The 21,026-nt window shown below is 58.8% G+C and carries 16 protein-coding genes; 7 read left to right on the top strand and 9 right to left on the bottom strand.

Going from position 1 to position 21,026, the window contains the following annotated elements; translation table 11 throughout:
• Window positions 1-64 precede the first annotated feature (64 nt).
• Together K3175_RS05285 and K3175_RS05280 are read right to left on the bottom strand one after the other, a co-directional pair.
• Window positions 65-1,264 (bottom strand): MFS transporter, encoded by a 1,200-nt coding sequence (locus tag K3175_RS05285; RefSeq protein ID WP_221542274.1) that lies wholly within the window; start codon window positions 1,262-1,264, stop codon window positions 65-67.
• A complete protein-coding gene (locus tag K3175_RS05280; RefSeq protein WP_221542273.1) occupies window positions 1,251-2,312 on the bottom strand; it encodes a LacI family DNA-binding transcriptional regulator in 1,062 nt (353 codons plus the stop codon). The genes K3175_RS05285 and K3175_RS05280 overlap by 14 nt, the downstream gene beginning before the upstream one ends.
• A 591-nt stretch (window positions 2,313-2,903) precedes the next feature.
• On the opposite strand from K3175_RS05280, the gene K3175_RS05275 reads away from it, so the two are divergent.
• A complete protein-coding gene (locus K3175_RS05275; RefSeq protein WP_221542272.1) occupies window positions 2,904-3,083 on the top strand; it encodes a hypothetical protein in 180 nt (59 codons plus the stop codon).
• 323 nt (window positions 3,084-3,406) lie between these two features.
• Window positions 3,407-3,865: a T6SS immunity protein Tdi1 domain-containing protein gene (locus tag K3175_RS14375; RefSeq protein ID WP_221542271.1), complete on the top strand. Its 459-nt coding sequence runs from the start codon at window positions 3,407-3,409 to the stop codon at window positions 3,863-3,865.
• Between the two features lie 291 nt (window positions 3,866-4,156).
• Here the strand turns inward: K3175_RS14375 and K3175_RS05265 are convergent, their stop codons facing one another.
• The 5 genes from K3175_RS05265 to K3175_RS05245 all read right to left on the bottom strand — a co-directional run bounded on the left by K3175_RS05265 (window position 4,157) and on the right by K3175_RS05245 (window position 12,127).
• The gene (locus K3175_RS05265; RefSeq protein WP_221542270.1) at window positions 4,157-5,662 is read right to left on the bottom strand and encodes a tryptophan halogenase family protein; all 1,506 of its coding nucleotides are present in this window, start codon (window positions 5,660-5,662) and stop codon (window positions 4,157-4,159) included.
• On the bottom strand, window positions 5,659-6,690 hold the full coding sequence (locus K3175_RS05260; RefSeq protein ID WP_221542269.1) for a cupin-like domain-containing protein: 1,032 nt from the start codon (window positions 6,688-6,690) through the stop codon (window positions 5,659-5,661). The genes K3175_RS05265 and K3175_RS05260 overlap by 4 nt, the downstream gene beginning before the upstream one ends.
• Window positions 6,683-7,402, bottom strand: a complete 720-nt coding sequence (locus tag K3175_RS05255) for a SapC family protein (RefSeq protein WP_221542268.1) — start codon at window positions 7,400-7,402, stop codon at window positions 6,683-6,685. Before K3175_RS05255 ends, K3175_RS05260 begins: the two co-directional genes overlap by 8 nt.
• Complete coding sequence (locus K3175_RS05250; protein ID WP_247710656.1) at window positions 7,403-8,965, bottom strand: tryptophan halogenase family protein; 1,563 nt, start codon at window positions 8,963-8,965, stop codon at window positions 7,403-7,405.
• Between the two features lie 111 nt (window positions 8,966-9,076).
• Window positions 9,077-12,127: a TonB-dependent receptor gene (locus K3175_RS05245; protein ID WP_345719317.1), complete on the bottom strand. Its 3,051-nt coding sequence runs from the start codon at window positions 12,125-12,127 to the stop codon at window positions 9,077-9,079.
• A gap of 247 nt (window positions 12,128-12,374) precedes the next feature.
• Here K3175_RS05245 and K3175_RS05240 point away from each other — a divergent pair, with 247 nt between their 5' ends.
• The 4 genes from K3175_RS05240 to K3175_RS05225 all read left to right on the top strand — a co-directional run bounded on the left by K3175_RS05240 (window position 12,375) and on the right by K3175_RS05225 (window position 15,748).
• On the top strand, window positions 12,375-12,914 hold the full coding sequence (locus tag K3175_RS05240) for a flavin reductase family protein (protein WP_425594825.1): 540 nt from the start codon (window positions 12,375-12,377) through the stop codon (window positions 12,912-12,914).
• Between the two features lie 56 nt (window positions 12,915-12,970).
• On the top strand, window positions 12,971-13,948 hold the full coding sequence (locus K3175_RS05235; RefSeq protein ID WP_221542266.1) for an NAD(P)H-dependent flavin oxidoreductase: 978 nt from the start codon (window positions 12,971-12,973) through the stop codon (window positions 13,946-13,948).
• A gap of 10 nt (window positions 13,949-13,958) precedes the next feature.
• Window positions 13,959-14,984 carry an aldo/keto reductase gene (locus K3175_RS05230; protein ID WP_221542265.1) on the top strand — a complete coding sequence of 342 codons (1,026 nt, stop codon included), beginning with the start codon at window positions 13,959-13,961 and terminating at the stop codon, window positions 14,982-14,984.
• 98 nt (window positions 14,985-15,082) lie between these two features.
• The gene (locus K3175_RS05225) at window positions 15,083-15,748 is read left to right on the top strand and encodes a response regulator transcription factor (protein WP_221542370.1); all 666 of its coding nucleotides are present in this window, start codon (window positions 15,083-15,085) and stop codon (window positions 15,746-15,748) included.
• A gap of 173 nt (window positions 15,749-15,921) precedes the next feature.
• On the opposite strand, the gene K3175_RS05220 is transcribed toward K3175_RS05225, so the two are convergent.
• Window positions 15,922-18,672 carry a TonB-dependent receptor domain-containing protein gene (locus tag K3175_RS05220; protein WP_221542264.1) on the bottom strand — a complete coding sequence of 917 codons (2,751 nt, stop codon included), beginning with the start codon at window positions 18,670-18,672 and terminating at the stop codon, window positions 15,922-15,924.
• A 91-nt stretch (window positions 18,673-18,763) separates the two neighbouring features.
• Window positions 18,764-20,341, bottom strand: coding sequence for a hypothetical protein (locus tag K3175_RS05215; protein WP_221542263.1), 1,578 nt, complete (start codon window positions 20,339-20,341; stop codon window positions 18,764-18,766).
• 291 nt (window positions 20,342-20,632) lie between these two features.
• Here K3175_RS05215 and K3175_RS05210 point away from each other — a divergent pair, with 291 nt between their 5' ends.
• A complete protein-coding gene (locus K3175_RS05210; RefSeq protein WP_221542262.1) occupies window positions 20,633-20,965 on the top strand; it encodes a hypothetical protein in 333 nt (110 codons plus the stop codon).
• Window positions 20,966-21,026: the final 61 nt, after the last annotated feature.

The following is a 21,026-nucleotide window of genomic DNA, read 5'->3' as shown; positions in this document are numbered from 1 at the left end:
GCTCCCTTTTTGAGAACGTTATCAATTGCGGGGATTGGCACGCTCGGTGCGCAAAATCAAGCGGCTACTTCGCAGGGGTGAGGGTGAGCAGCAGCGCTGTCCCGATGGCGACGAGGGCCGCCAGCGCAAAGAACAGCGCGCTGAACCCGAACACTGGCACCAGCGCCAGCGTCAGCCAGGGCATGATCATGCTGGGCACGGTGTTGGTCAGGTTGAAAATGCCGAGATCCCGGCCCCGGCGCGAAGGGCGGGGCAGCACGCGCAGCGTCTGGCTGGTATGCAGCGCGAGGAACACGCTCGACGACAGGCCGAAGACGACATAGCCCGCGATGGCACCGCCAAGGCTGTCCGACAGCGCCATGATCAGCAGGCCCACTGCGCCGATGGCGGATCCCAGCACCAGCGGCAGGATGGGGCGTTCGCGCCGGTCGGACCAGCGCCCGGCCAGCATCGCCAGCGGCACCGACAGCGCCAGGACAATCGAGAAGACCCGCGCCGTATCGCTGTCGGTAAAAGAGGGATCGATACTGGTGAACCAGATGAGCAGATAGGCGAACAGCGCCGCTTCCGCGATCTGTACCAGCAGCCGCGCCAGCCACATCCGGGCAGCAGCGCTGCGCTTGGCGTGGCGGGCCTGTTCGTCGGGATTGCTGTCGTCCAGCACGAGCTGCGGCATCGCCCGCGGGCGGCCGAAGATCAGCACGGGAAGAACCATGGCCGCGACGAGGCCCGCCACCAGCACCAGCCGGTGATCGGCACCGGCGAGGCCGGGAAGCGTCACGATGGCCCCCGATGCCGCCCCCAGCGCTGGTGCGAAGGCCAGCAATCCGCCCAGAAACCCCTTCTGCCGGTCGGGCACGGCATCGCCCGCCCATGCGCCGAGCGGCCCCAGCATCATGTTGAGCGCAAGCTGCCAGACCACGATCAGGCCCAGCAATTGCACCGGCGTGCCGGTGGCGCGGACACTCACCAGCAGCGTGCAGGACAGCACCAGTCCGGCCGCGATCCAGGGCTTGCGGGCCCGGGTGAGATCGCTCAGCCAGCCGAACAGGACATTGCCAGCGCTGGCCGCGATCGCGCCGGAAAAGGCGATATAGGCGAGCAGGTCGATCCGCGCCTCGCCCGCCATTTCGGTGGCGCGCAGCGGCAGCAAAAGGGTGAGGAACGGCACATAAGACACCGCGCCCCCCGCCACCGCCAGCGCGTACAGCCACATGAAGCGCAGCGATTGCCGCCCGTGGTCCGGCCCCTCAGCCTGCGTCATGCTTCGGCGCGCGCGCGGTCGAGCTGCGGACGATCACTTCGCCGGGTACGGCGGTCGGGCCATCGGGCAGTTTCCCGGACTGTGCCTCGATCAGCAGTTCGACCACCCGCGATATGGTTGCTGCAATCGGCTGGTCGACGGCAGTCAGGGCCGGCTGGGTGAAGCGCACGATGGGCGAATTGTCGAAGCTGACCAGCGACAGGTCCTCGGGCACGCGAAGCCCGCGTTTGCGGGCGACGGCCAGCGCCGCCAGCGTCATCTGGTCGCTGCTGGCGATGATGGCCGTGGGCGCGGGTACGAGAGACAGCAGTTTCTCCGCCGCGGCAGCGCCGCTTTCGAAGCCGAAATCCCCGCGCTGGCACAGGTCCTCGGTGGACAGGCCGGCGCGTTCCATGGCCGCTTCCCACCCGGCGATACGGCGATTGGCCAGGCTGAATTCCTCAGGCCCGGCGATGAAGCCGATCCGTTCGTGCCCCAGTTCGATCAGGTGATCGGTGGCCAGCCCGGCGTTGAACTTGTCGCCCATGGTGACCGCGATGCCCGGCCCGGCTTGCGTGGATCCGATCCGCGCGAACGGAATGCCACGCGTGGCCAGCAGGCCGGTGATCAGGTCGTTTTCCGAATGTGGCGGGGTGAGGATCACGCCGTCGGGCTGGAGCGCGGCGATGGCTGCGCTAAGTTCGCGTTCGACGTGGTCGTTATGCGTATCGACCAGCTCGATCATCATCCGGTACCCATGCTCGGCACAGGTCAGCATGCCGCCCAGCAGCATCTGGTCGATCCAGTCGCGCCCCTCGCGCGCACGCCAGTCCGCAATTGTGCGGTCGCGATCGTTGATGGCCAGAATGATGTAGGAGCGCGAACCGCTCATGCGCTGCGCGGCGATACTGGGCACATAACCAAGCTTGTCGATGCTGGCCTGCACGCGCTCTTTCATCGCGGGCCGCACATTGGGCTCATTATTGATGACGCGGCTGACGGTCTGCAGGGAAACCCCCGCATCGGCAGCAACATGCTTGATCGTCACCGACTGGCGCCGCCGACCCATTAAGACATCCCCCTAATCGTATCTCTCGCTAACGCAGCAAAACCGTCTTCGCCAGTACATTGAAACCGCTTCGCTCGAGTTTCCAGTCGGTTTGTCTTTTCGGCGCGGATAAGTGTGGCTCAGTACCGTGGTGGAATGACCTGGTTTGGGCTGGAAGCGGTCAGTCTGCTCGCGGGTGCCACCATAATGAAAGCCGGCAATGGAAACGTCCCAATTGCGGACCTTCGCAACTGAGCGCCAATGTATAAGTTCGACATCTATGATAGATCATCGGCGAATGAAGAATCGATTTTTCTCCGCACTTTTATTTTGGGGACTGGGGGCAGGATTCTATAGCGTGGTCAATTGCTTACAGGGAACGAGAATCGAGACTTCGTTTTTGGTCGGTTGGACGGCTGCCTCAATAGTCTACGCGTCCCTCGCCCCGGCCAATAAGAAAACTTAATTGGTAATTTCCCACACTAGCAAACCAGTTCTCACCTCATCGCCATGCCGGAAAGCAGACTTTCTGCTACCAACCCGTTCCCGACGAGAACTTGGCAACCAGGGTGAGATTAAACTTCGATTGTTAGCGCAACGCAGGAGCCAAAGATGACTAAGAAGATGTTGCGCGAGATGGGCTTCCTTTGCGGATTGGTGTTGCTAGCTATGTGGCTTCTTAACACCGCGAGAGGAGAGCCCTTCGAATTGCGTCGGGCCTTGATCATGATAATCTGTGGTTGTGCCGGGATCATTCTGGCCGAAATGTGGCGTCGCACGAAAGAGCGCTGAAAAAATATCCGCGGCGATCGCAATAGCAGATACTTCTCCAACCCCACGTTTCAGGTTTTTAGTCTCTCGATAGGTCTGAACTCGTTCGCGCGACACTGCGCTAATCGTCGTCTAACTCATCAAAGAGGGCCGCAGCGATGCGTTTTCCCATCTGGCGTACCCGCACATCGCGAGCCCCGATCCTTAAAACTGACGCTGAGGGTCGACTGGGAATTTTGTCGGTCCGCTAGCGGGCCGTCCGCTATCGACCAAAGATCGCGAAAAGCGGTTTGTCTGCTAACGACCCGATTGCGGACGTCGGGTAATTGCTTCATTCCGTCAACGTGGACGTGAACGGATACTTCTTACCGAGAGCGGCTGATCTAGCTGACCTCGGTGCATGGGCGTCCATACTGCCCGACCAGCCTCGCATTCTTCGGACTAACCTTTTCGGTGACGCCTTTATCGTTGGCGCAGATGGCTACGTCCATTTGCTCGAAAGGGCCGGATGCTGCGCGGAACCCATAGCCGACAGCGAGGATACATTCTGGCATCGCGTAAGTAACGACGATCAGGGCTGGCTGATGACCCAACTGGCAGATGACTGCCGTTCGAGCGGTCTCACCCTCCGACATGGCCAATGTTATGCGTTTACCGTCCCGCCCATTTTAGGTGGCGAGTATACTCCGCAAAACGTTTGGGTAGCACCATGGAAAGAGTGGTTCTCTGTCACTGGAGACCTATTCGCGCAGGTGAAGGACCTGCCGGATGGAGCGAAAGTCTTGTTCAAAGTGGTTGATTAGCCGACGTCCGCTTTCCACCCAAAATCGGACATTCGCGATGTTCATTATCGGAGCAAAGCTGCCGGTCCGCTTCCAGGCATCTGAAGGAAAAAGAACGTCCTGAATTGGGGCGCGTAGCTGACATGTCGGTGTATCTTTAACTGTCCCATTTTCTAGAAAACTCGTCAGTGCCTGAATGCCCCCGAGCCAGCCCATCCCGACAGGCTGGCCTATTCCCGCAAATCGCCATCGCAGACTTAGCGCATGGACCGGCTTTCAATCCTGACGAAGTGACCGACTCATCCGTCCCACCTACGCGGCCTCGGCCTGTCTCGCACCGCAATAGCGTTTCACGAAGGCATGGTGTTCGGGCAGGCCCGCCACGGTCCGGCTTACATTACTGCGCAGCGTGCCGAGGAAGCGGTCGAGTTCTTCGCTGCTCATCTTGGTGGCGACGGGGTGATAGGTTTCGGGCATCAGCCCTTGTCCCATCATCACCTGGACCCAGCTGTTTTCCGCGAACAATTCCTCGTTCCTGCGGAACACGCGGCCTGTTTCGCGGAAGAGCTCGATCTTCTGCGTCAGGCTGTCGGGGATCTCCATGTCGGCACATTGGCGCCAGAAGGGCGAATCCCGCCGCTGGGTGACCTTGTAGTGCAGGATTAGGAAATCCCGGATCTGGTCCATGTCGGTCAGCTGCTGGTCGTTAAACTCGTCGATATCCCGCTGGCTCACCCGCTCGGCCGAAGGCAGCATGCGGATCAACCGCAGGATGGCGCGCTGGATCAGGTGGATGCTGGTCGATTCCAGCGGCTCCATGAACCCGCTCGACAGGCCCACCGCAACGCAGTTGCGATACCACTGCTTTCGCCGCGCGCCGGTGGTGAAGCGCAGGCGGTTGGGGGTGGAGCAGGTGGCGCCTTCGACCGTGGAAAGCAGCCGCGCCTCGGCCTCGTCGTCCGACATGTAGCGGCTGCAATAGACGATGCCGTTGCCCTGCCGGTGCTGCAGCGGGATGCGCCATTGCCAGCCCGCCTCATGCGCGATGGCACGGGTGAACGGCACCGGATCGCGGACGCTTTCGGTCTGGACAGCGATGGCGCGGTCGTTGGGCAGGTAATGGCTCCAGTCGTCGTAACCGACATGCAGCGCGCCTTCGATCAGCAGCGCGCGAAAGCCTGTGCAATCGAGGAACAGATCGCCTTCGATCCGATCCCCGCTTTCCAGCGTCAGGGCCGCGATATCGCCGCTTTCGCTGTCGAGTTCGACCGCCGCGATCTTGCCCTCGCGGCGCGTGGCACCGAAGCTTTCCGCCTTGCGGCGCAGGAAGCGGGCATAGGCCGTCGCGTCGAGCTGGTAGGCATAGTTGATGCGGTTGTCGGGCAGGATGGCGAACTTGCCCGCATGCGCGGCGGCAAGCTCCAGGCAGTAATCGCCATAGCTGTGCTCGTGCCCCTGCGTGAGGCCGTGCATCCAGAAATGCTGGAAGCCGGCCGACCAGTGATCCTTGCCCGTCGCGCCGAAGGAATGGAAATAGCTCTCGCCGTCGCTCTTCCAGTTCTCGAACTCGATGCCCAGCTTGAAGGTCGCATTGGTCTCGCGCATGAATTCGGCTTCGTCGATGCCGGTCAGCTGGTTGTATTTGACCAGCGGCGGGATGGTGCTTTCGCCCACGCCTACCGTACCGATCGCATCCGATTCCACCAGCGTCAGCTCGATCGTGTCGCCCATGGTCCGGGCCAGGGCGGCGGCGGCCATCCAGCCCGATGTGCCGCCACCGGCGATGACGATGCGGCGGGGTGTGGTCGCGGTTCTCATTGGTTGAGTGCCCTCAGCAGAAAGGATCGGATGCGGTTCGCCGCCTCGGGGGTCAGCGGATCCAGAACGCCGCGTTTGCCTTCGGGGATATGTTCGGTCACGTTCGGGCCGTGTTCGAACACGTAATGGTCGAACATCTGCTTCCAGATCGCCCGGTCTTCCGGAGGCAGGTCGCGAATGGCGAGGATGGCGTGGTTGAGCGCGTCCTGCGGCTGGCCGAGCCATTTCGGCGTCTCGCGCCACCAGTAGTTCACCAGCACGTTGAACGGCGCCAGTCCTTCGACATGGTGCCACCACATGGACGGGATGAAGACCGCGTCGCCGGGCTCCAGCTCGGTGGTGAGGGCGGTTTCCAGCGCGGCTTCGAAGCGGGGGTGGGCGGCGAAATCAGGCTGGTGGAAGTCGACCATGCTCACCGCGCGGCCGGCAGGGGTATTGTCGATCGGGCCGAGATAGAGGTTCTCGAACTGCTCGGGCGGGAACAGGGTGAAGCGGCGGCGCCCGACCGCGCAGCAGGCGAGATTGTCGGGAAAATCGTTATGCGCGGCGATCCTGGTGGGAGTGCCGATCCAGATGCTCTCGCGCGGCTTGTGCTGGGCGACAGGGCTGGGGTTGGCCTCGGTCAAGCCGTTGAAATATCTGTTCATATCGACCGACGGGACATAAGCGGTGGGGGGATTGTCCTCGCCCTCGTATCGCTCGAAGCCGCCGAAGATGTCGGCCAGCTTGCCGGTCCCCTCGCGGAAGTTCATCTGCATGTCGTCGGCATAGAACATGCGCCCGCCGTGCCCCGGTGGGCCGATGGCCACGGTGAAGGGCATGGCCCGCGCATGGGCCAGCAGATGCTCGCGCGCCTTGGCAGCTGACTCCAGCCCCGCGCGCACCAGCGGCCAGTCCGCCACCAGCCCCCGCACCACGAACGGCTCGCGCGTCCCCTCGATCAGCTCCGCCAGACCGCCGAAATCCGCCACCTCGCGGTCCGCGATATGGGTGAGCTTGGAAAAGATAGAAGTGCCCGCGTCAGCCATTGCTCAATGCGGTATCCTTGCGCTCGACCAAGGTGGAGAAGTGCGAGAGCGAGGCCACTGCCATGAATATGGGTAGCAGAAAGCCCTGGCCGTGAAGGTCTCCCAGCGCATCACTATCGAGCTGCTGGAGCCTGTCTTCCTTGATGATGTGGAACCCGACGAGCGATTGCTTCGAACCGTCAGACAGCGGTACCTCGAGCGTGAAGGCTTCGAGCAGTTCGTAGCGCTCCAAGGCCTCAATGAAGACTGCCGTCCCCTGATAGCCCACATGAAGCTCCCCCAGTTGCCCGGCGATCTGTTCGAGGTAGGGAGTTGTACCACCATCCTCGTCGAACACGCGGACGCCCTCGCCAGAGGTGGAGATGCGAGGGTGATCCATGTTGATGTGAACCTGCCCTTCGCTGCCCTCGTCTGTCGGGGCGCCGATCAGGAATGGCTGGATCGCCAGCGAGAGCGGGCGGTAGCGCGCCTGCCATCGGCCATCACTCAGAAAGAGGTTTTCTCCGTTTTCAAATCCGAACAGCGCCAGAGGCACGAAGGTCTCGCCCTCCTGAGTGCGGCGAAATACGATGGGGAATTCGCTTTGAACACGGCGGAATTCTTCGGGAATGATCAACGTCGCCATCACTCCGTCGCCAAGCTCGACGCCAGGTTCGGTAAGGATGCGAAGGTCCCGATGTTCTTCGGGGGTCAAAGTCTGGTGGTTTGCCATTTAAGCGAATTCTCCCTCCCGCGGATCGGCGGGTTGCGTTGCTCTCAGAGCATCTAGATAAGTGCGGTTCGTCGGCAAAGCCGCCGTGAGGGCGCGTGCCTTCTCCCGTACTCTTGCGACTTCTCCCTGTACCATTCCGAGATCGCCGCTGGATCCGCTGCGCGGTGCCGGGAAGCCCATTCCGTAAAGCACATATTGCTGGCTAGCAGCGGAAAACAGCTCGTCCGAATGCGGAAAGTCCAATTGCGTCGGCGGATGGTCACGCCAAAGCCGCAATTGACGAGCGAGCGAGGCGGGAATGGTTTCAAGATGTCGTTGCGCCTGCCAATAGGGCTCGTCGCGCTCGCTGAGGACATAGTGCAGCTTGAGGAAATCGACGATCCGCTCCCACCTGTAGTGGAAGAGCCTGTCGAACCGCTCCGAATAAGCCGGCAGCGTTTCGCGGGTTGCAGGAAAGCTGTCGGCGAGGGCTTTTAGCGAGAGTTCCACCAAAACGATTGCGGACGCTTCTAGGGGTTCGATGAAGCCTGCAGACAGTCCGATGGCCAGGCAATTGCCCCGCCAGAAGCTCTCTCGATAACCTGTCCTGAAGCTGATCATGCGCGGCTGGAGCGCTTCGACATCCTGTTCGGGTACACAGGCGGAGACATAGTCCAGGAGCGTTCGCCTGGCTGCATCTTCATCGGTGAACCGGGAAGAGTAAATGCACCCAATCCCTCTCCGGGTAGGCAGGGCAATATCCCAAAGCCACCCAGCTTCATGCGCTGTGCCGACGGTTTGCGAGGCCACCGGGCTGGCGGGCAGGGTGTCTACCTGAACGGCCAGTGCGCTGTCATTGAAAAGGACATCGCACCGGTCGATCCAGGCCGAACCGCAATGCTCACCGATCAGACGCGCCGCCATCCCAGTGCAATCCAGAAAGAAATCGCCGTCGAGATGGTCGCCTCCACGAAGCGACACCGCTTCGATGCATTCGGCGGAGGCAGCACGAATTCCCGTTACTTCGTCTTTGATGTGGGTGACGCCAAGCTGTTGAACCGCGTGGCGCGACAGAAGTTTGGCGAATTTCCCGGCATCGAAATGGTAGCCATAATTCAGTGCGCCGGCATAATCAGGCATGCTTCGCTGGCGCGGGACCAGATCACGCGCGCAAATGGCGGCTTGCGGAGAAACTACATCGGCGAAGCTCCCCAACTCACCTTCAGCACCAAGGGCAAGCAGGTCGGAGATGCTGCCGGAAAGGGGAGGAGTGAAGGGGTGCAAATAGCTGTCGTCTTGCCCGCCCGTTCGCCAGCCATCGAAACGGGAGCCCTGTTTGAAACTTGCATCGCATTCGAGCAGGAACCGGCTTTCGGGGATACCGATTATCCGAAGAGTTTCGCGCAGGGTCGGCCAGCTTCCCTCGCCGACCCCGATCGTGGGAATATCCGGCGCCTCCACCAATGTAATCCGAAGCTCGGGAAGGCGAGCGGCGAGATAGGCGGCCGACAGCCATCCTGCGGTTCCTCCGCCCACGATCACCAGCTTTTCGAAATCTCTCGCCATCTCAGTTCGACATTCCATACAGGCTTGGCAGCCAACACCAAAGAAAAGGGCCACGCCGCGACACCGCAGCGTGGCCCTCTCCGTTTCTAAGGCAAGGAGCGATAGAACACTGACCGCTCCTGATGCCAATTACCAGCTGAAGCGAAGGCCCGCAGCGTAACGCGGAGCACCGCGATATGCAAAGAAGGCATTGTTTTCGCTCCGTCGATAGCCCTTGAGGTTTTCTCCGGTCAGGTTGATGGCTTCCGCGAATACCGTCACGCCCATATCGAATTCGTAAGAGGCGCTGGCATCGATCTGCCAGTATTCGTCACGGTAGAATGGGTTGCTGGGATTGGAGCTCGCTCCAGCAAGGAAGTCATCTCTCCAGTTCCAGGCGACACGTGTCTGGAACGGGCCCTTGTCGTAGAAAAGAACCGCGTTCGCGCTATCCGAAAGGCCAACCAGGGCGAACTGGTCAACCTTATACGGCTGCGTATTGTCGAATTTCGCGTCGCCGTTGACGATGGTGTAATTCAGGATCGCGCCGAAACCGGTGTCCCAGAAGTTGTGCTGAAGAGCAAATTCCCATCCATCGATCGTCGCCGTCTGATCAGAGTTCGTCGGTACGGTAACATCGACATCAAGTGCCGCGTCCTCCGGCAAGCCGAGAATTCGTGTCACCCCACCGACAACCACGGTCGTTTCCGGATAGTTGGCGATGATGTATTCGCGAATAGACTCGTTATTGGCGCCAGCTCCCAGCGCAGCACGCGCTTCGTCAGCTCGCGGCCCGTCATAGGGATTGGTAATCCCATCGATGGTGCCCTGATAGCTACCGTTGAAGGAAATGTAGTTTTCTACATTTTTGCGGAAATAGCCGACCGAAAGATAGCTGGCATTGCCATAATACCATTCAGCCGAGACGTCGAAATTCTCCGACTTGAACGGCAGCAATCCGGGGTTGCCCTGATTGCCCGTCGCGCCATCCTGCCGGAATAGCGGGTTGTACGTCAGACCACCTTGGAGGTTGTCGTATGTCGGCCGCGTGATGGTGTGGCTGTAGGATGCCCTCAGCTTTACATCGCGCACAGGCTCGATGTCGAAGTCTACATTCGGCAACCAGAAGTCATACGAATCCTTCGAGCTCGTAAAAATACGATTTTCTTCGTCGATCTCTAGATAGAATTCGTTCGCCGCCGCCCAGTACGACCCGGTTACGCTCGGTACCAACGCTTCCGATTCCACGATCGTGTCCTCGTAGCGGAGACCGGTTATCAAATTGGCCTGGGTGGAGCCGATATCGAACGAGAAGCTTGCTTCGACGAAGGGGGCCAGCGTCGTTTCGTTGATCCGCCGATCGGTCGTCGGTTCAGCAAGGCAAGTGCCTGAGAGCGCAGTTCCCACGGCAGACTGGCTGCAGATATTGAACTGATTTTCTAGGATCCCAACAACACGCTCGACATCGAAGCCATAAAATTCTTGGATGATGTTAGGATTATCTACCCCGTCCAAGCCCCGGAACGCATCGCGCACATCGATCGGGAAGAAGACATCGTCGGGCAAATCGTCCGGCGTACCCAAGCCGCCCCAAGTTTCGTTCTGAAGAAATCCGTAAGCAGAACGAACGCGATTGTCGGTGTAGGTCACTCCGAAGTCGAGGCTGTTCAGAAAACCGGTGTCGGGTTCGTAATTGCCTGACAGCTGGATCTGATCGATTTCGTCGCGGAAATAGGCGTTTCGGAACGCATTACCGGTCGCAAATCGCTGAGAGATGTCGTTGGAATCGACACCAGGCGCATTCACGTAGGATATTACAGGAAGGTATGAACCGAAATCGATCCGCTGTTCTTGGAGGCCGAACACAGCCGTGCCCACCGAAACACTGGAGCCATATGGAAGAGTTGGCTTAGATTCCGCGCTTGAGGTGTGGCCGTCCAGAACGAACGTCAGGCCACCGGGGCCTTCCCATTCGATGTTCGCGCCGATCGAATGGTTGGTCGAGCGGTTTGCCGTTAGGGAACCGCTATACGCGAGGTCTGACGGGGCATCGCCGAAGTTTTCCGAATAGAAGAGGATGTCGGAAACGGGACCATCACCCCAGGCACTGCTCACGTTGCCGTGATTGAACCAGATACCGACTGAGCTCTGCCGAGCTTCGGTGGTATTCTGTGAGAAAGTGTAATCGACTGTCGCTGTAACACTGTCGGCGGGGCGGAACTGGAGCACAGCCTGCCCATTTATCCGCTCACGATCGATGTCCGTGACGTTGTAAGATCCGTTCTGCGGAACTGCGTAAACGTCGTCCGGACCGGGCGTGTTTTCAGTGTTTTTATTACAAACTGCACCCCACTCGTTCTCGTAACCGCTAGGGTTATCCGGTGCACCGCAGCCGAGATAACCATCGCGGAATTCGCTCGAAAACTGGTTAAAGCCTGACTTGCGCTTTTGGTAGCTGCCACTGATGGCGACGCCGATGCGATCGTCCATGAATGTCGAGCGAATGATGCCGGAAATCTCCGGCGTGATGTCTACATCGCCATTCTGAGAATCGTCATAGACCCCCTTGATGCCAATGCTGCCAGCAAAGCCTGGGTCATCTAGCGGGCGAGGCGTGCGAATGTTGATGGTCGAGCCAATACCGCCCGAAGGGACGGTGGCTCGGCCAGTTTTATACACTTCGACCGCAGCCACCGCTTCGGAGGCCAGGTTGCCGAAGTCAAACGAACGTGAAGATGGTGCACTTGCACCATCGCCAAGCGTCGAGGTAGGCATTTGCCGACCATTGAGCAGGACGAGATTGTATTCCGGCCCAAAGCCACGGACCGTGACACGCGCACCTTCGCCATTTTCACGATCAATCGACACACCGGTGATGCGCTGAAGCGATTCCGCGAGGTTGGTGTCGGGAAATTTTCCGATGTCTTCGGCAGAGATTGCATCGACAACACCTTGGCCCTGGCGTTTGATATTCATTGCGTCGCGCAACGAAGCCCGGATCCCGGTGACGACGATAACATCATCGTTCTCAGTGGCTGCTTCCTGAGCACTCTCATCTGCTGTTGCATCTGTCTGCGCGATCGCAGCGGTAGAGCTGATACCCAGTGCCATGACCGAGGCGCTCGCGAAATACTTGGCGAACGTGCGTGTACGTCCAAAAGCCATCAGTGATTCTCCTCCCAACACAAGGATCTGGCTCACCCAGAACCCCTTTTGTGAACGTTCACCTAATTGATAACGTTCACTCGGTCAACGCGTCCGAAACATGACCGTAACATATCGCGGCCGGAGTGTTGCATTAGTGCCCAAGTGTATTCGTGCATTGGTCGCGAGATCATAATAACGACGAGCTTGCGGATTGCTCTTGCTCGCCTCGGCGTTTAGCGCTGCGTGCAGCATGTTCGATCCAGTATCATTTCGCAGCGCGCTAGGTTCGTTTGCCACTGGCGTGACCATTGTCACTGCGCGTGACGCCGATGGTAGGCCGGTTGGACTGACGGCAAATAGCTTCAATTCTGTCAGCCTCGATCCGCCGATGGTGCTTTGGAGCCTGTCACTGCAATCCAGCAGCCTCCCGGTCTTTCGCGATGCAGCCAGTTGGGCCGTCCACGTCCTTGCGGCCGACCAAAAGGGGATGTCCGATCGCTTTGCGACTCCCGGGGTCGATAAATTTGCCGGGCTCGATCTCTCCGACGGTCCGGAAGGCGCTCCCCTTATAGAGGGTTGCGCGGCTCGGTTCGGCTGCCGTGCGCAGTTCGAGTACGAAGGCGGTGACCATGCTATTTTCTTGGGCGAGGTGATCGATTTCGGCCGCCGTGAGGCAGAGCCACTCATTTATCACGGCGGGCGCTATGGACGGATAATGCGCGACCAATCCGGCGCCGATCTGGAGCGGGACGGATTGGCTGAACAAGAAGACGGGAATCTCGTTCTGACGGAGCGGGGCTCTCAACTGCTGGAAGCTCTGAAAGGCGTAGCGGGCCGCTAGACTCGAACTGCGCTGCCAGATACCCGGTTCACCACAGTAATTTGGGAGAGCCACAGATGAAGACCCGCGTAACCGAAATGTTCGGTATCCAGCATCCGATCATTCAAGGTGGCATGCATTACGTCGGTTTCGCCGAGATGGCCGCCGCGGTGAGTAACGCGGGAGGCCTGGGCATCATAACCGGCCTTACTCAAGGCACTCCTCAGAAACTGGCTGACGAGATCGCCCGCTGTAAGGACATGACCGATAAGCCGTTTGGCGTGAACCTGACGTTTTTGCCGACTGTGAATGCGCCGGATTATCCGGGCCTGGTCCGAACCATCATTGAAGGCGGGGTGAAAATCGTCGAGACGGCAGGCAATAATCCCGCTCAGGTGCTGCCTTATTTCAAAGACGCTGGCGTCAAGGTCATCCACAAATGCACCAGCGTTCGACATAGCCTGAAGGCACAGTCGATCGGCTGCGATGCGGTGTCGGTCGATGGCTTCGAATGCGGCGGTCATCCGGGTGAGGACGACATACCCAACATGATACTCCTTCCGCGAGCAGCGGACGAGCTGGAAATCCCCTTCGTCGCCAGTGGCGGCATGGCCGATGGACGCAGCTTGGTCGCGGCTCTGGCTATGGGTGCCGACGGAATGAACATGGGAACACGCTTTATCGCCACGAAAGAAGCGCCAGTTCATGAGAACGTCAAGCAGGCTATCGTCGCTGCAAGCGAGCTCGACACCCGCTTGGTCATGCGGCCGCTGCGCAACACCGAGCGGGTGATGACAAACAGCGCTGTGGAGGAGCTGCTCAAGATCGAGGAGGAAAAGGGCGCCGACCTGAAATTCGAGGACATCATCGAGCAGGTGGCGGGCGTTTATCCGCGTATCATGACCGAGGGCGAAATGGATGCCGGGGCGTGGTCCTGCGGCATGGTGGCGGGCCTCATCGATGACATTCCCACCTGTCAGGAACTGATCGACCGCGTTATGTCGGAAGCTGATGAAATCATCACCCAGCGACTTTCAAGTTTTCAAGCCGGATAGGAAGCGCAGTATGGAGTATGTCAATTTGGGGCCGAGCGGTCTCAAGGTCTCGCGGCTTTGCCTCGGATGCATGAGCTATGGTGATACGAGCAAGGGATGGCACGGCGACTGGGTCTTGAGCGAGGATGAAAGCCGACCATTCATTCGCGAAGCGGTGGAAGCGGGCATCAACTTCTTCGACACCGCTAACATGTACTCAAAAGGTGCTTCCGAGGAGGTCATCGGCAAGCTGCTGCCCGAATTCACTCATCGCGATGAGATCGTCGTCGCGACCAAGGCTTACCTGCCGTGGCGCAACACGCCCAATGCGGGAGGTCTGTCACGTAAGAGCCTGCTGCAGGCCATCGATGACAGCCTCACCCGGCTCGACATGGAGTATGTCGACCTGTTCCAGATCCATCGCTGGGACGAAAGCACGCCGATCGAGGAAACAATGGAGGCGCTGCACGACATCGTGAAGGCGGGCAAGGCGCGCTATATTGGCGCATCGTCCATGGCAGCATGGCAATTTGCCAAAGCGCAGGAGGTAGCGCGCATTCGCGGATGGACCACATTCGTGTCAATGCAGAACCATGTGAACCTGCTCTACCGAGAGGAAGACCGCGAGATGATCCCCTTGTGCAGGGATCAGGGAGTAAGTTTGATCCCGTGGTCACCACTTGCGCGTGGCCGGCTCGCGCGGGCGTGGGATGAAAGCACCGTGCGCAGCGAAACGGATGGTTTCGGTAAAACGCTGTACACCCAGAATATCGAAGCTGATCGTGAGGTGATCGAGGCCGTGGGAGAGATTGCGGATGCGCGTGGGGTTTCGCGCGCAACCATAGCCTTGGCCTGGCATTTCGCGAAAGGCATGACCGCACCTATCATTGGCGCTACCAAGCCGGGTCATATAGATGCCGCTGTCGAAGCGCTTAGCGTGACTTTGAGAAACGATGAAGTGAACAGGCTGGAGAAACCTTATCTTCCCAAGGTGCCGGTAGGTGTGGTTTCAACTGCTCCGGACTTCGGCCAAGTTACGCTGAAATCCAGTTCGTAGACAAAGTTACAAACGGCCACCTGCGGTCACAAACCAGTCACATGAATGCGCCATTTCTGCCCCCCGAATTAGGGGGCGTGAAACGTGTGCGTGGCGTGATGAATATTCTAATGACTGCCGAAGAGGCTGGTGCGTACGATTCCTTTGACAACGGAGAGATACGGTACGTCTTCGATCATTTGACTTCGCGAGGGCCACAGCGACTTATCGAAGGACCGGTTTGCGCATTCGTCGACTGGGTTCTCGAAGAACTGTCCGGACTTGAGATGTGCCGCCGGTTGCGCGCAGACCCGCGGACAAGCGATGCTCATATCACGATGGTTCTCGAAAGCTGCGACGCAGATGACAAGCGGCGCGCTCTGGCTGCGGGGGCCGACGATTATGTCGTGGGCCCTGTTGATCGCACTGCAGTTCTCGATCGTGTGCTCGCGCTGGGGACGGGAAGAGTTGCCCAGGCCAGCGCGCAGCCATTCGTCCTTGGCGAATTGGAAATCGATCTGCCTGCGTTGCAGGCTCGATGGAAAACAAAACCTATCCCGCTGCGCCCGAACGAATTCAGACTCCTGCGCTTTTTCGCAGAAAACGCGGACCGCGTATTGGGACGGTCCGAACTGATCGACGGCCTGGGGAAACAGGATCCACCGATCGATGAAAGAACGGTCGATGTCTGGATTGGGCGGCTTCGCCGTGCGCTTCGACAGGTGGGCGCGGGCGACCCTATTCGTACTGTGCGCTCCCTAGGCTATGTCTACGACAGCCATTAGAGACTGCGGATTGCTCAAGCGGGCGGCGCCCGGCGCGAGCCCCCTACATAAACTTACCGTGAGGATGGTCACTCTCGTGGGCGCGCGAGATGATGCGTCTGCAAGACTTCTTCCTGACGAAAAAAGGGGGCCGCCTCTCAGCGGCCCCCGTCCAAGGCTACCCTTGCAGGATCTCAAAATTTCAGTGACGCACCGATAGAGAAGCTCTGGCCGACATCGTAGCTGTTGATTTCGATACGCCGCTCGCCGTTGGTCTGGAACTCTTCGTGATCCTGACCCGTCAGATTGCGTGCTTCGAATTTCAATTCGATTTCATTGCCACCCAGTTCGACCCCCTGCCGCACGACGAAATCGAGTGACAGGCCAGGCTCTTCGATGATGTCTGGGAGAGGGCCGGCGCCGCGGCTGCTTACTCTCTCGCTCGCATATTTGAGGAGAAACGTAAATTGGCTGAGACGGTCGAGATCGTCGAGGCCCAGTTGCAAGTTCACAAGATGATCGGATTGTCCCGTGAGCGGCACTCCGTCATCAAAGAAATTGCTCGCCGGCTGATCCGCGAAAGGGAACACCTGCGCTATGTCATCGGAACCGACTTCGATATTCGACTGGGTGTACGTATAGTTCGCCACCGCGACGAGCTGCTGACTGGCGAGCCAGTCACCCATGTCCGAGAGATCGAAATTATACTGCAGTTCGGCTTCACCGCCGTACAGCTCCGCCTTGGGTGCATTGGCAAAGCCGCTTATGATGTCGTTATCCGAAAAGCTTGTGAAAATCTCGATCGGATTCTCGATTTCCTTGTAGAACCCCGCCACGCTGGCACGACCGCCGCCGCCGGTATAATATTCGAGGCGTGCTTCGTAATTTTTCAGGCGGCTGTCCACGAGGCGCGGGTTGCCGTTGAACTGGCGATTGGATTCAGGATCGAAATAGGTCTGGTAAACCAACTCGCGGAACTGCGGCCGAGCGATGGTCTTCGATGCACTTGCGCGGAACTGCAGGTTATCCGTCAACTCCCACGTCAGTGTTGCGCCGGGCAGCCAATAGTCATTTTTGAGAAGGGTTCCGCTACCTGAATTGAGTGGTTCGGCAAAAACTTCCACCGGATCCACCGATTGTACGGCGTCCTCGTAGCGCACACCGATATCGAGTGAGAGCCGATCCAGCGGCCGGATGTTTATTTTGCCATACCCTGCGTGGATACGGAGCGCGGCTTCGAATGCCGGATCGGACTGGGTGGTTTCGAAAATATTCAATTCATAGGGGCTGAGGCCGCCCGCAAGCTGCGCTTCACGATCAAATCCGAAGTCGATCAGTGCGTCCCCCAGCAGGTTATCGGGACGCAAGGCTCCGAAGGCATCGGGAAATGCGGAGGACGCACGGATATCAAACTCGCGCCGGGTCGAGAAACGCTCGGTGTCCGTATAAGCGTAGCCAACAGTGGCGTTCAGCCAGTCGGTTACTTCGTAGCCCACATCGATACCGCCATACCAAAGGTCTTCGGTAAGGTCGGAGAAGCTTACGATTGCGCCTCCGCGCTGCGGATCAAGGGTGTTTAGATAGGTGTCGCCAAAGGGATCGTTCGCATTGTTCGTCCGCACATATTCGAATTTCCATTCGAATGGCGCTTCTCGCTGGGTCTGTGCGTATCCGCCTCGTAGATCGATCGACAGCTTGCCGAACTCGAGCTCGCCGACGAACTGGCTGTTCAGTAGTTGCCGTTCGAACCACGCTGTATTCTGGATAAGTTCGTCGTCACCGTCCTGGAAATCGGTTCCTTGCTCAAGCGACGTGCGTTTAAGAGTATCCCGGATGAAGAGATTGGTGAACCGGAACTTGTGTTCTCCGACCTCCAGCCCGAAGCCAAGCATGCCATTGAAGAGCATGCGATTGTCCGTGGCGAGTTCTCGGAAATCGGTATCGAGTTCCAGCTCTTCGTTCACTGCCGTTTGCCTGGTGATGAAGCGATTCCGCCATTTGTTGCTGAGGGAAGCGGTCGCGATGATCCCAAACCGGCCGTCCGAGAAGACGTCGAATGCCGTACCCGCTGTAAGGCCAGCGGAGAAATTGGCTGGCAAATCTCCGACTTTCTGCACCAGATAGAGGTTGGGATCATTGATGTCGCGCAGGATCGCGCGAGTGTCGACGCCTTCATCATTGATCCGTGCGCCGCTATCGAGAAAGCCCTGCAGTGCACCGTAATTTTCTACGCTGCGGCGCCCTTGGTCGAAGCCGGTCCAATCATAATCGCCACCGTAGTATGTATAGCCGGGACTGAAGGTCGTCTCGGTATCGCCTGACAGCGAGCCGCTCACAGTTAGAAAGCTCTCGGTTGGGATTGCGCGCGTTGTCAGGTTGATGACGCCACCACCGAACTCACCCTGAAAATTGGCAGAATACGTCTTTTGTACGAGGCTTGAGGCTACGACACTGGTAGGAAAGATGTCGAGCGGCACGACACGAGATAGAGGCTGGGGGGAAGGAAGCGGTAGGCCATTGAGCAAGGCCAGCGAATAGCGATCGCCCAGGCCGCGGACGTAGACCAGCCCGTTCCCTTGCTGGGACAGGCCAGTAGTGCGACCAAGCGCACCGGCAATATCTCCTTCGCCGGTCCGGGCAATGGTGGCTGTATCAAGCACCGTCACGACCTGAGGCGAAGCGCGGGTAATATCCCGGTTGCGTCGCCCTGTTACGACGATTGTCCCGCCAGGAATGGAAATATCCGGCGCAGCTTGCTGATCGGCAATCTCGCCGGGGACGCCTTCGTTCGCTGCATCGACACCCTGTGCGAGTGCTTCGTCGGGGACCTCTTCCTCGGTTGGAGGAGGGCCCTCGGCGCCCGTGCTCTGCGCAAGCGCAGCGGCGGGGAAAGTCAGGGCGGTGGAGAGCAGGAGCAGTGCAGAAAGCTGCTTGCCGGATGACATGTGAACGACCCCCTCAGATCAGGTCAAAAGCTTGGAAATGTTGAAATGCCGGGGGCGCGAAATAGCGCGCCCCCGGCGAATGCAATCGAGATCAATCGTAGACGGGCAGGCTCGTGCAGGCCGTAACGCTGTTATCGAAGGAGATCGTGCTGGAATTACAGGTCCAGCCATTCACCCAGTCGCGGTTTTCATCGTAGACTGCACCGATGTGTGCAGGGTTTTCGAAGAAGTCGCTCCAGGTCGTCACATCGAATACCGGAACGCCGTTTTCGTTGCTGCCGTTGACGAAGAGAGCTTGAAGAGTGTTGGTGAAGTTCGAGTTGTTGTTCGCGCCATTGTCGAAAACGCTCTCGATCTCGGCAGCAGTTGCACCCGAACTATCGCGGAACGGTGTATCGCAATCCAGCGCGAAGCTGTCGAAGGTGACAGGGCCGGCTTCATCGATCGATCCGTTTGCGGCACGGAAAAGCTCTTCCTGCCCGTCGACGCGGAGGCAGGCCGTGCCTTGATTCGAAACGAGGACCGAGTTGGCGATTGAATAGTCGGCAAAGCCACGAATTCGGATCGCCTGATCGAGAGCGTTCTGGTGAACGAACGTCGCGTTCGAAATACGAGTTTGCTGACGGGGTGTGCTGTCGTTGAAAGCGTTGTCGCTGTCAGCTTCGATGATCGTGTCACCGGCGCCTGGCCGCTGAACCACCAGCACGTACTGCATATTCGCTTTCACGCCCGTGTCAGTATCGAGACCGTCGTCTTCTGCACCAACAACAATCAGATTCTTCAGATTGACGAACCCGCCGAAGAATTCGACCCCATCGTCCGAGCTGTTGAAGCTCATGATGTGATCAAGTTCGGTGCCGGTGCCAGTGCCGCCGGTCGTAAGCGATTGAAGCTCGCTATCGCCCGAAAGTACGAAGCCCGAATAACGGATCTGGACGTAAGACATGCTGCCCGAACTGTCATCGACTGTCTCGCCGCCAAAGATCGCGGGGTCAGCTGCGCCTTCCACCTGACGCTGACAATTCACGGTCCCGGGAGTTGCGCCAGACGCGATGCAATCAGTGACAGGCGCGCGGCCTGAAAGGACAACGCCGCCCCACTGACCTGAAGAACTGTCGGTGTTGAGCCCTTGAACATTGTCGCGGCTTGTGAAGATGATCGGGCGATCGGCGGTGCCGTTGGCTTCGATCGTGTTTCCGCGGTTGACGTTCAGGAAGCTCGATCCGGATGCAAAAACGATCACGCCAGGCTCGATGGTCAGCTCGACATTTGTATCAGCGACACCATCGCTGTCATCGGCTGCGGGGCCGCCATCTGTGCCGACATCAACGCGGCCGTTGATGCGATAAAGTACCCCCTTGATGTAGGGCAGTGTGGAACTAGCGGTGAAACGTTCCGGCATGGTGCAGACGCGATACTCGCCTGTCGGACCCGAAATGGTTTTGTCGTCCTTAAGACCCTTCGGATCACTGATCGTCGGGCAGCCAGCTGCCGGAGTTACTTTTTCCGTGGTTGGCGGAGTCGGGGTCGGGGTCGGCGATCCACCACCGTTGCCGGGATTGATGATCACGTCGCCGCCTGTGCCCGGCGAAACGATTTCGTCGGCGCCGCAGCCAGCAAGAGCCAAGGCGGATGTGCCGATGATAAGCGAACGGTGGAGTGTCTTCACGGGTTCGGTCCCCTCAAAAAACCGGATGAGTCGAAATTCGAAGTGCGAATTCGTTGATCGCGACTCGCCAGCTAGGACGCCTGTGTGACAGTTTGTGTCGTTTCGTGACCGTTATGTTGCACTTTCGCAAGGTGAATGGCGCGACTCCCGGACATTGCAGAAATATGACAATGTTACGTTTTTATTGCAGTCGAGGTGCTGCTGTGGATAGAAAGGGCTCAGAAGTTTGGGAGAATGACAATGTCCATCGTAGCTGCAGCGGCGTTTTTCGTTTTGGCGGAGGGGCCCGTTATGGTGGTTTCCGCGCCCGCTACCGATTACGACATCGGTTACCGAGAATTGGTTGTCGGTGAAAACCGCGCGGCCATCGAAGCCATTCAAAAATGTGATGAATTGCCTTCTACCGATCCCGCGAGGCAGATAAATCTCGCTGTGGCTCTGGCCCGGGTAGGGGAGTATGAGGCGGCAAAGGAGCGGTTCGACGCTGCTGCGAGAAATGCAGAGCGCTATGAACTGGAAACAGCGAGCGGGGATTGGGTGGATTCCCGGGTTCTGGCGCGCCGCGGATTGGCTATGCTTGAAGTTGGAAAATTTGGATCGATGGAGACACTGGCCGTACGCTAGTTCTCAAGCTCTAAGAGCTTACTCCGCCTTGGCCCGCGCTCTATTGAGAGGTTGCGGGCCA

Source organism: Qipengyuania aestuarii (genome assembly GCF_019711535.1).
In the GTDB taxonomy this organism is placed as follows: Bacteria; Pseudomonadota; Alphaproteobacteria; order Sphingomonadales; family Sphingomonadaceae; genus Qipengyuania; species Qipengyuania aestuarii.
Note: the sequence above shows the minus strand (reverse complement) of the source record. Positions and strands in the feature narration are given on the sequence as shown.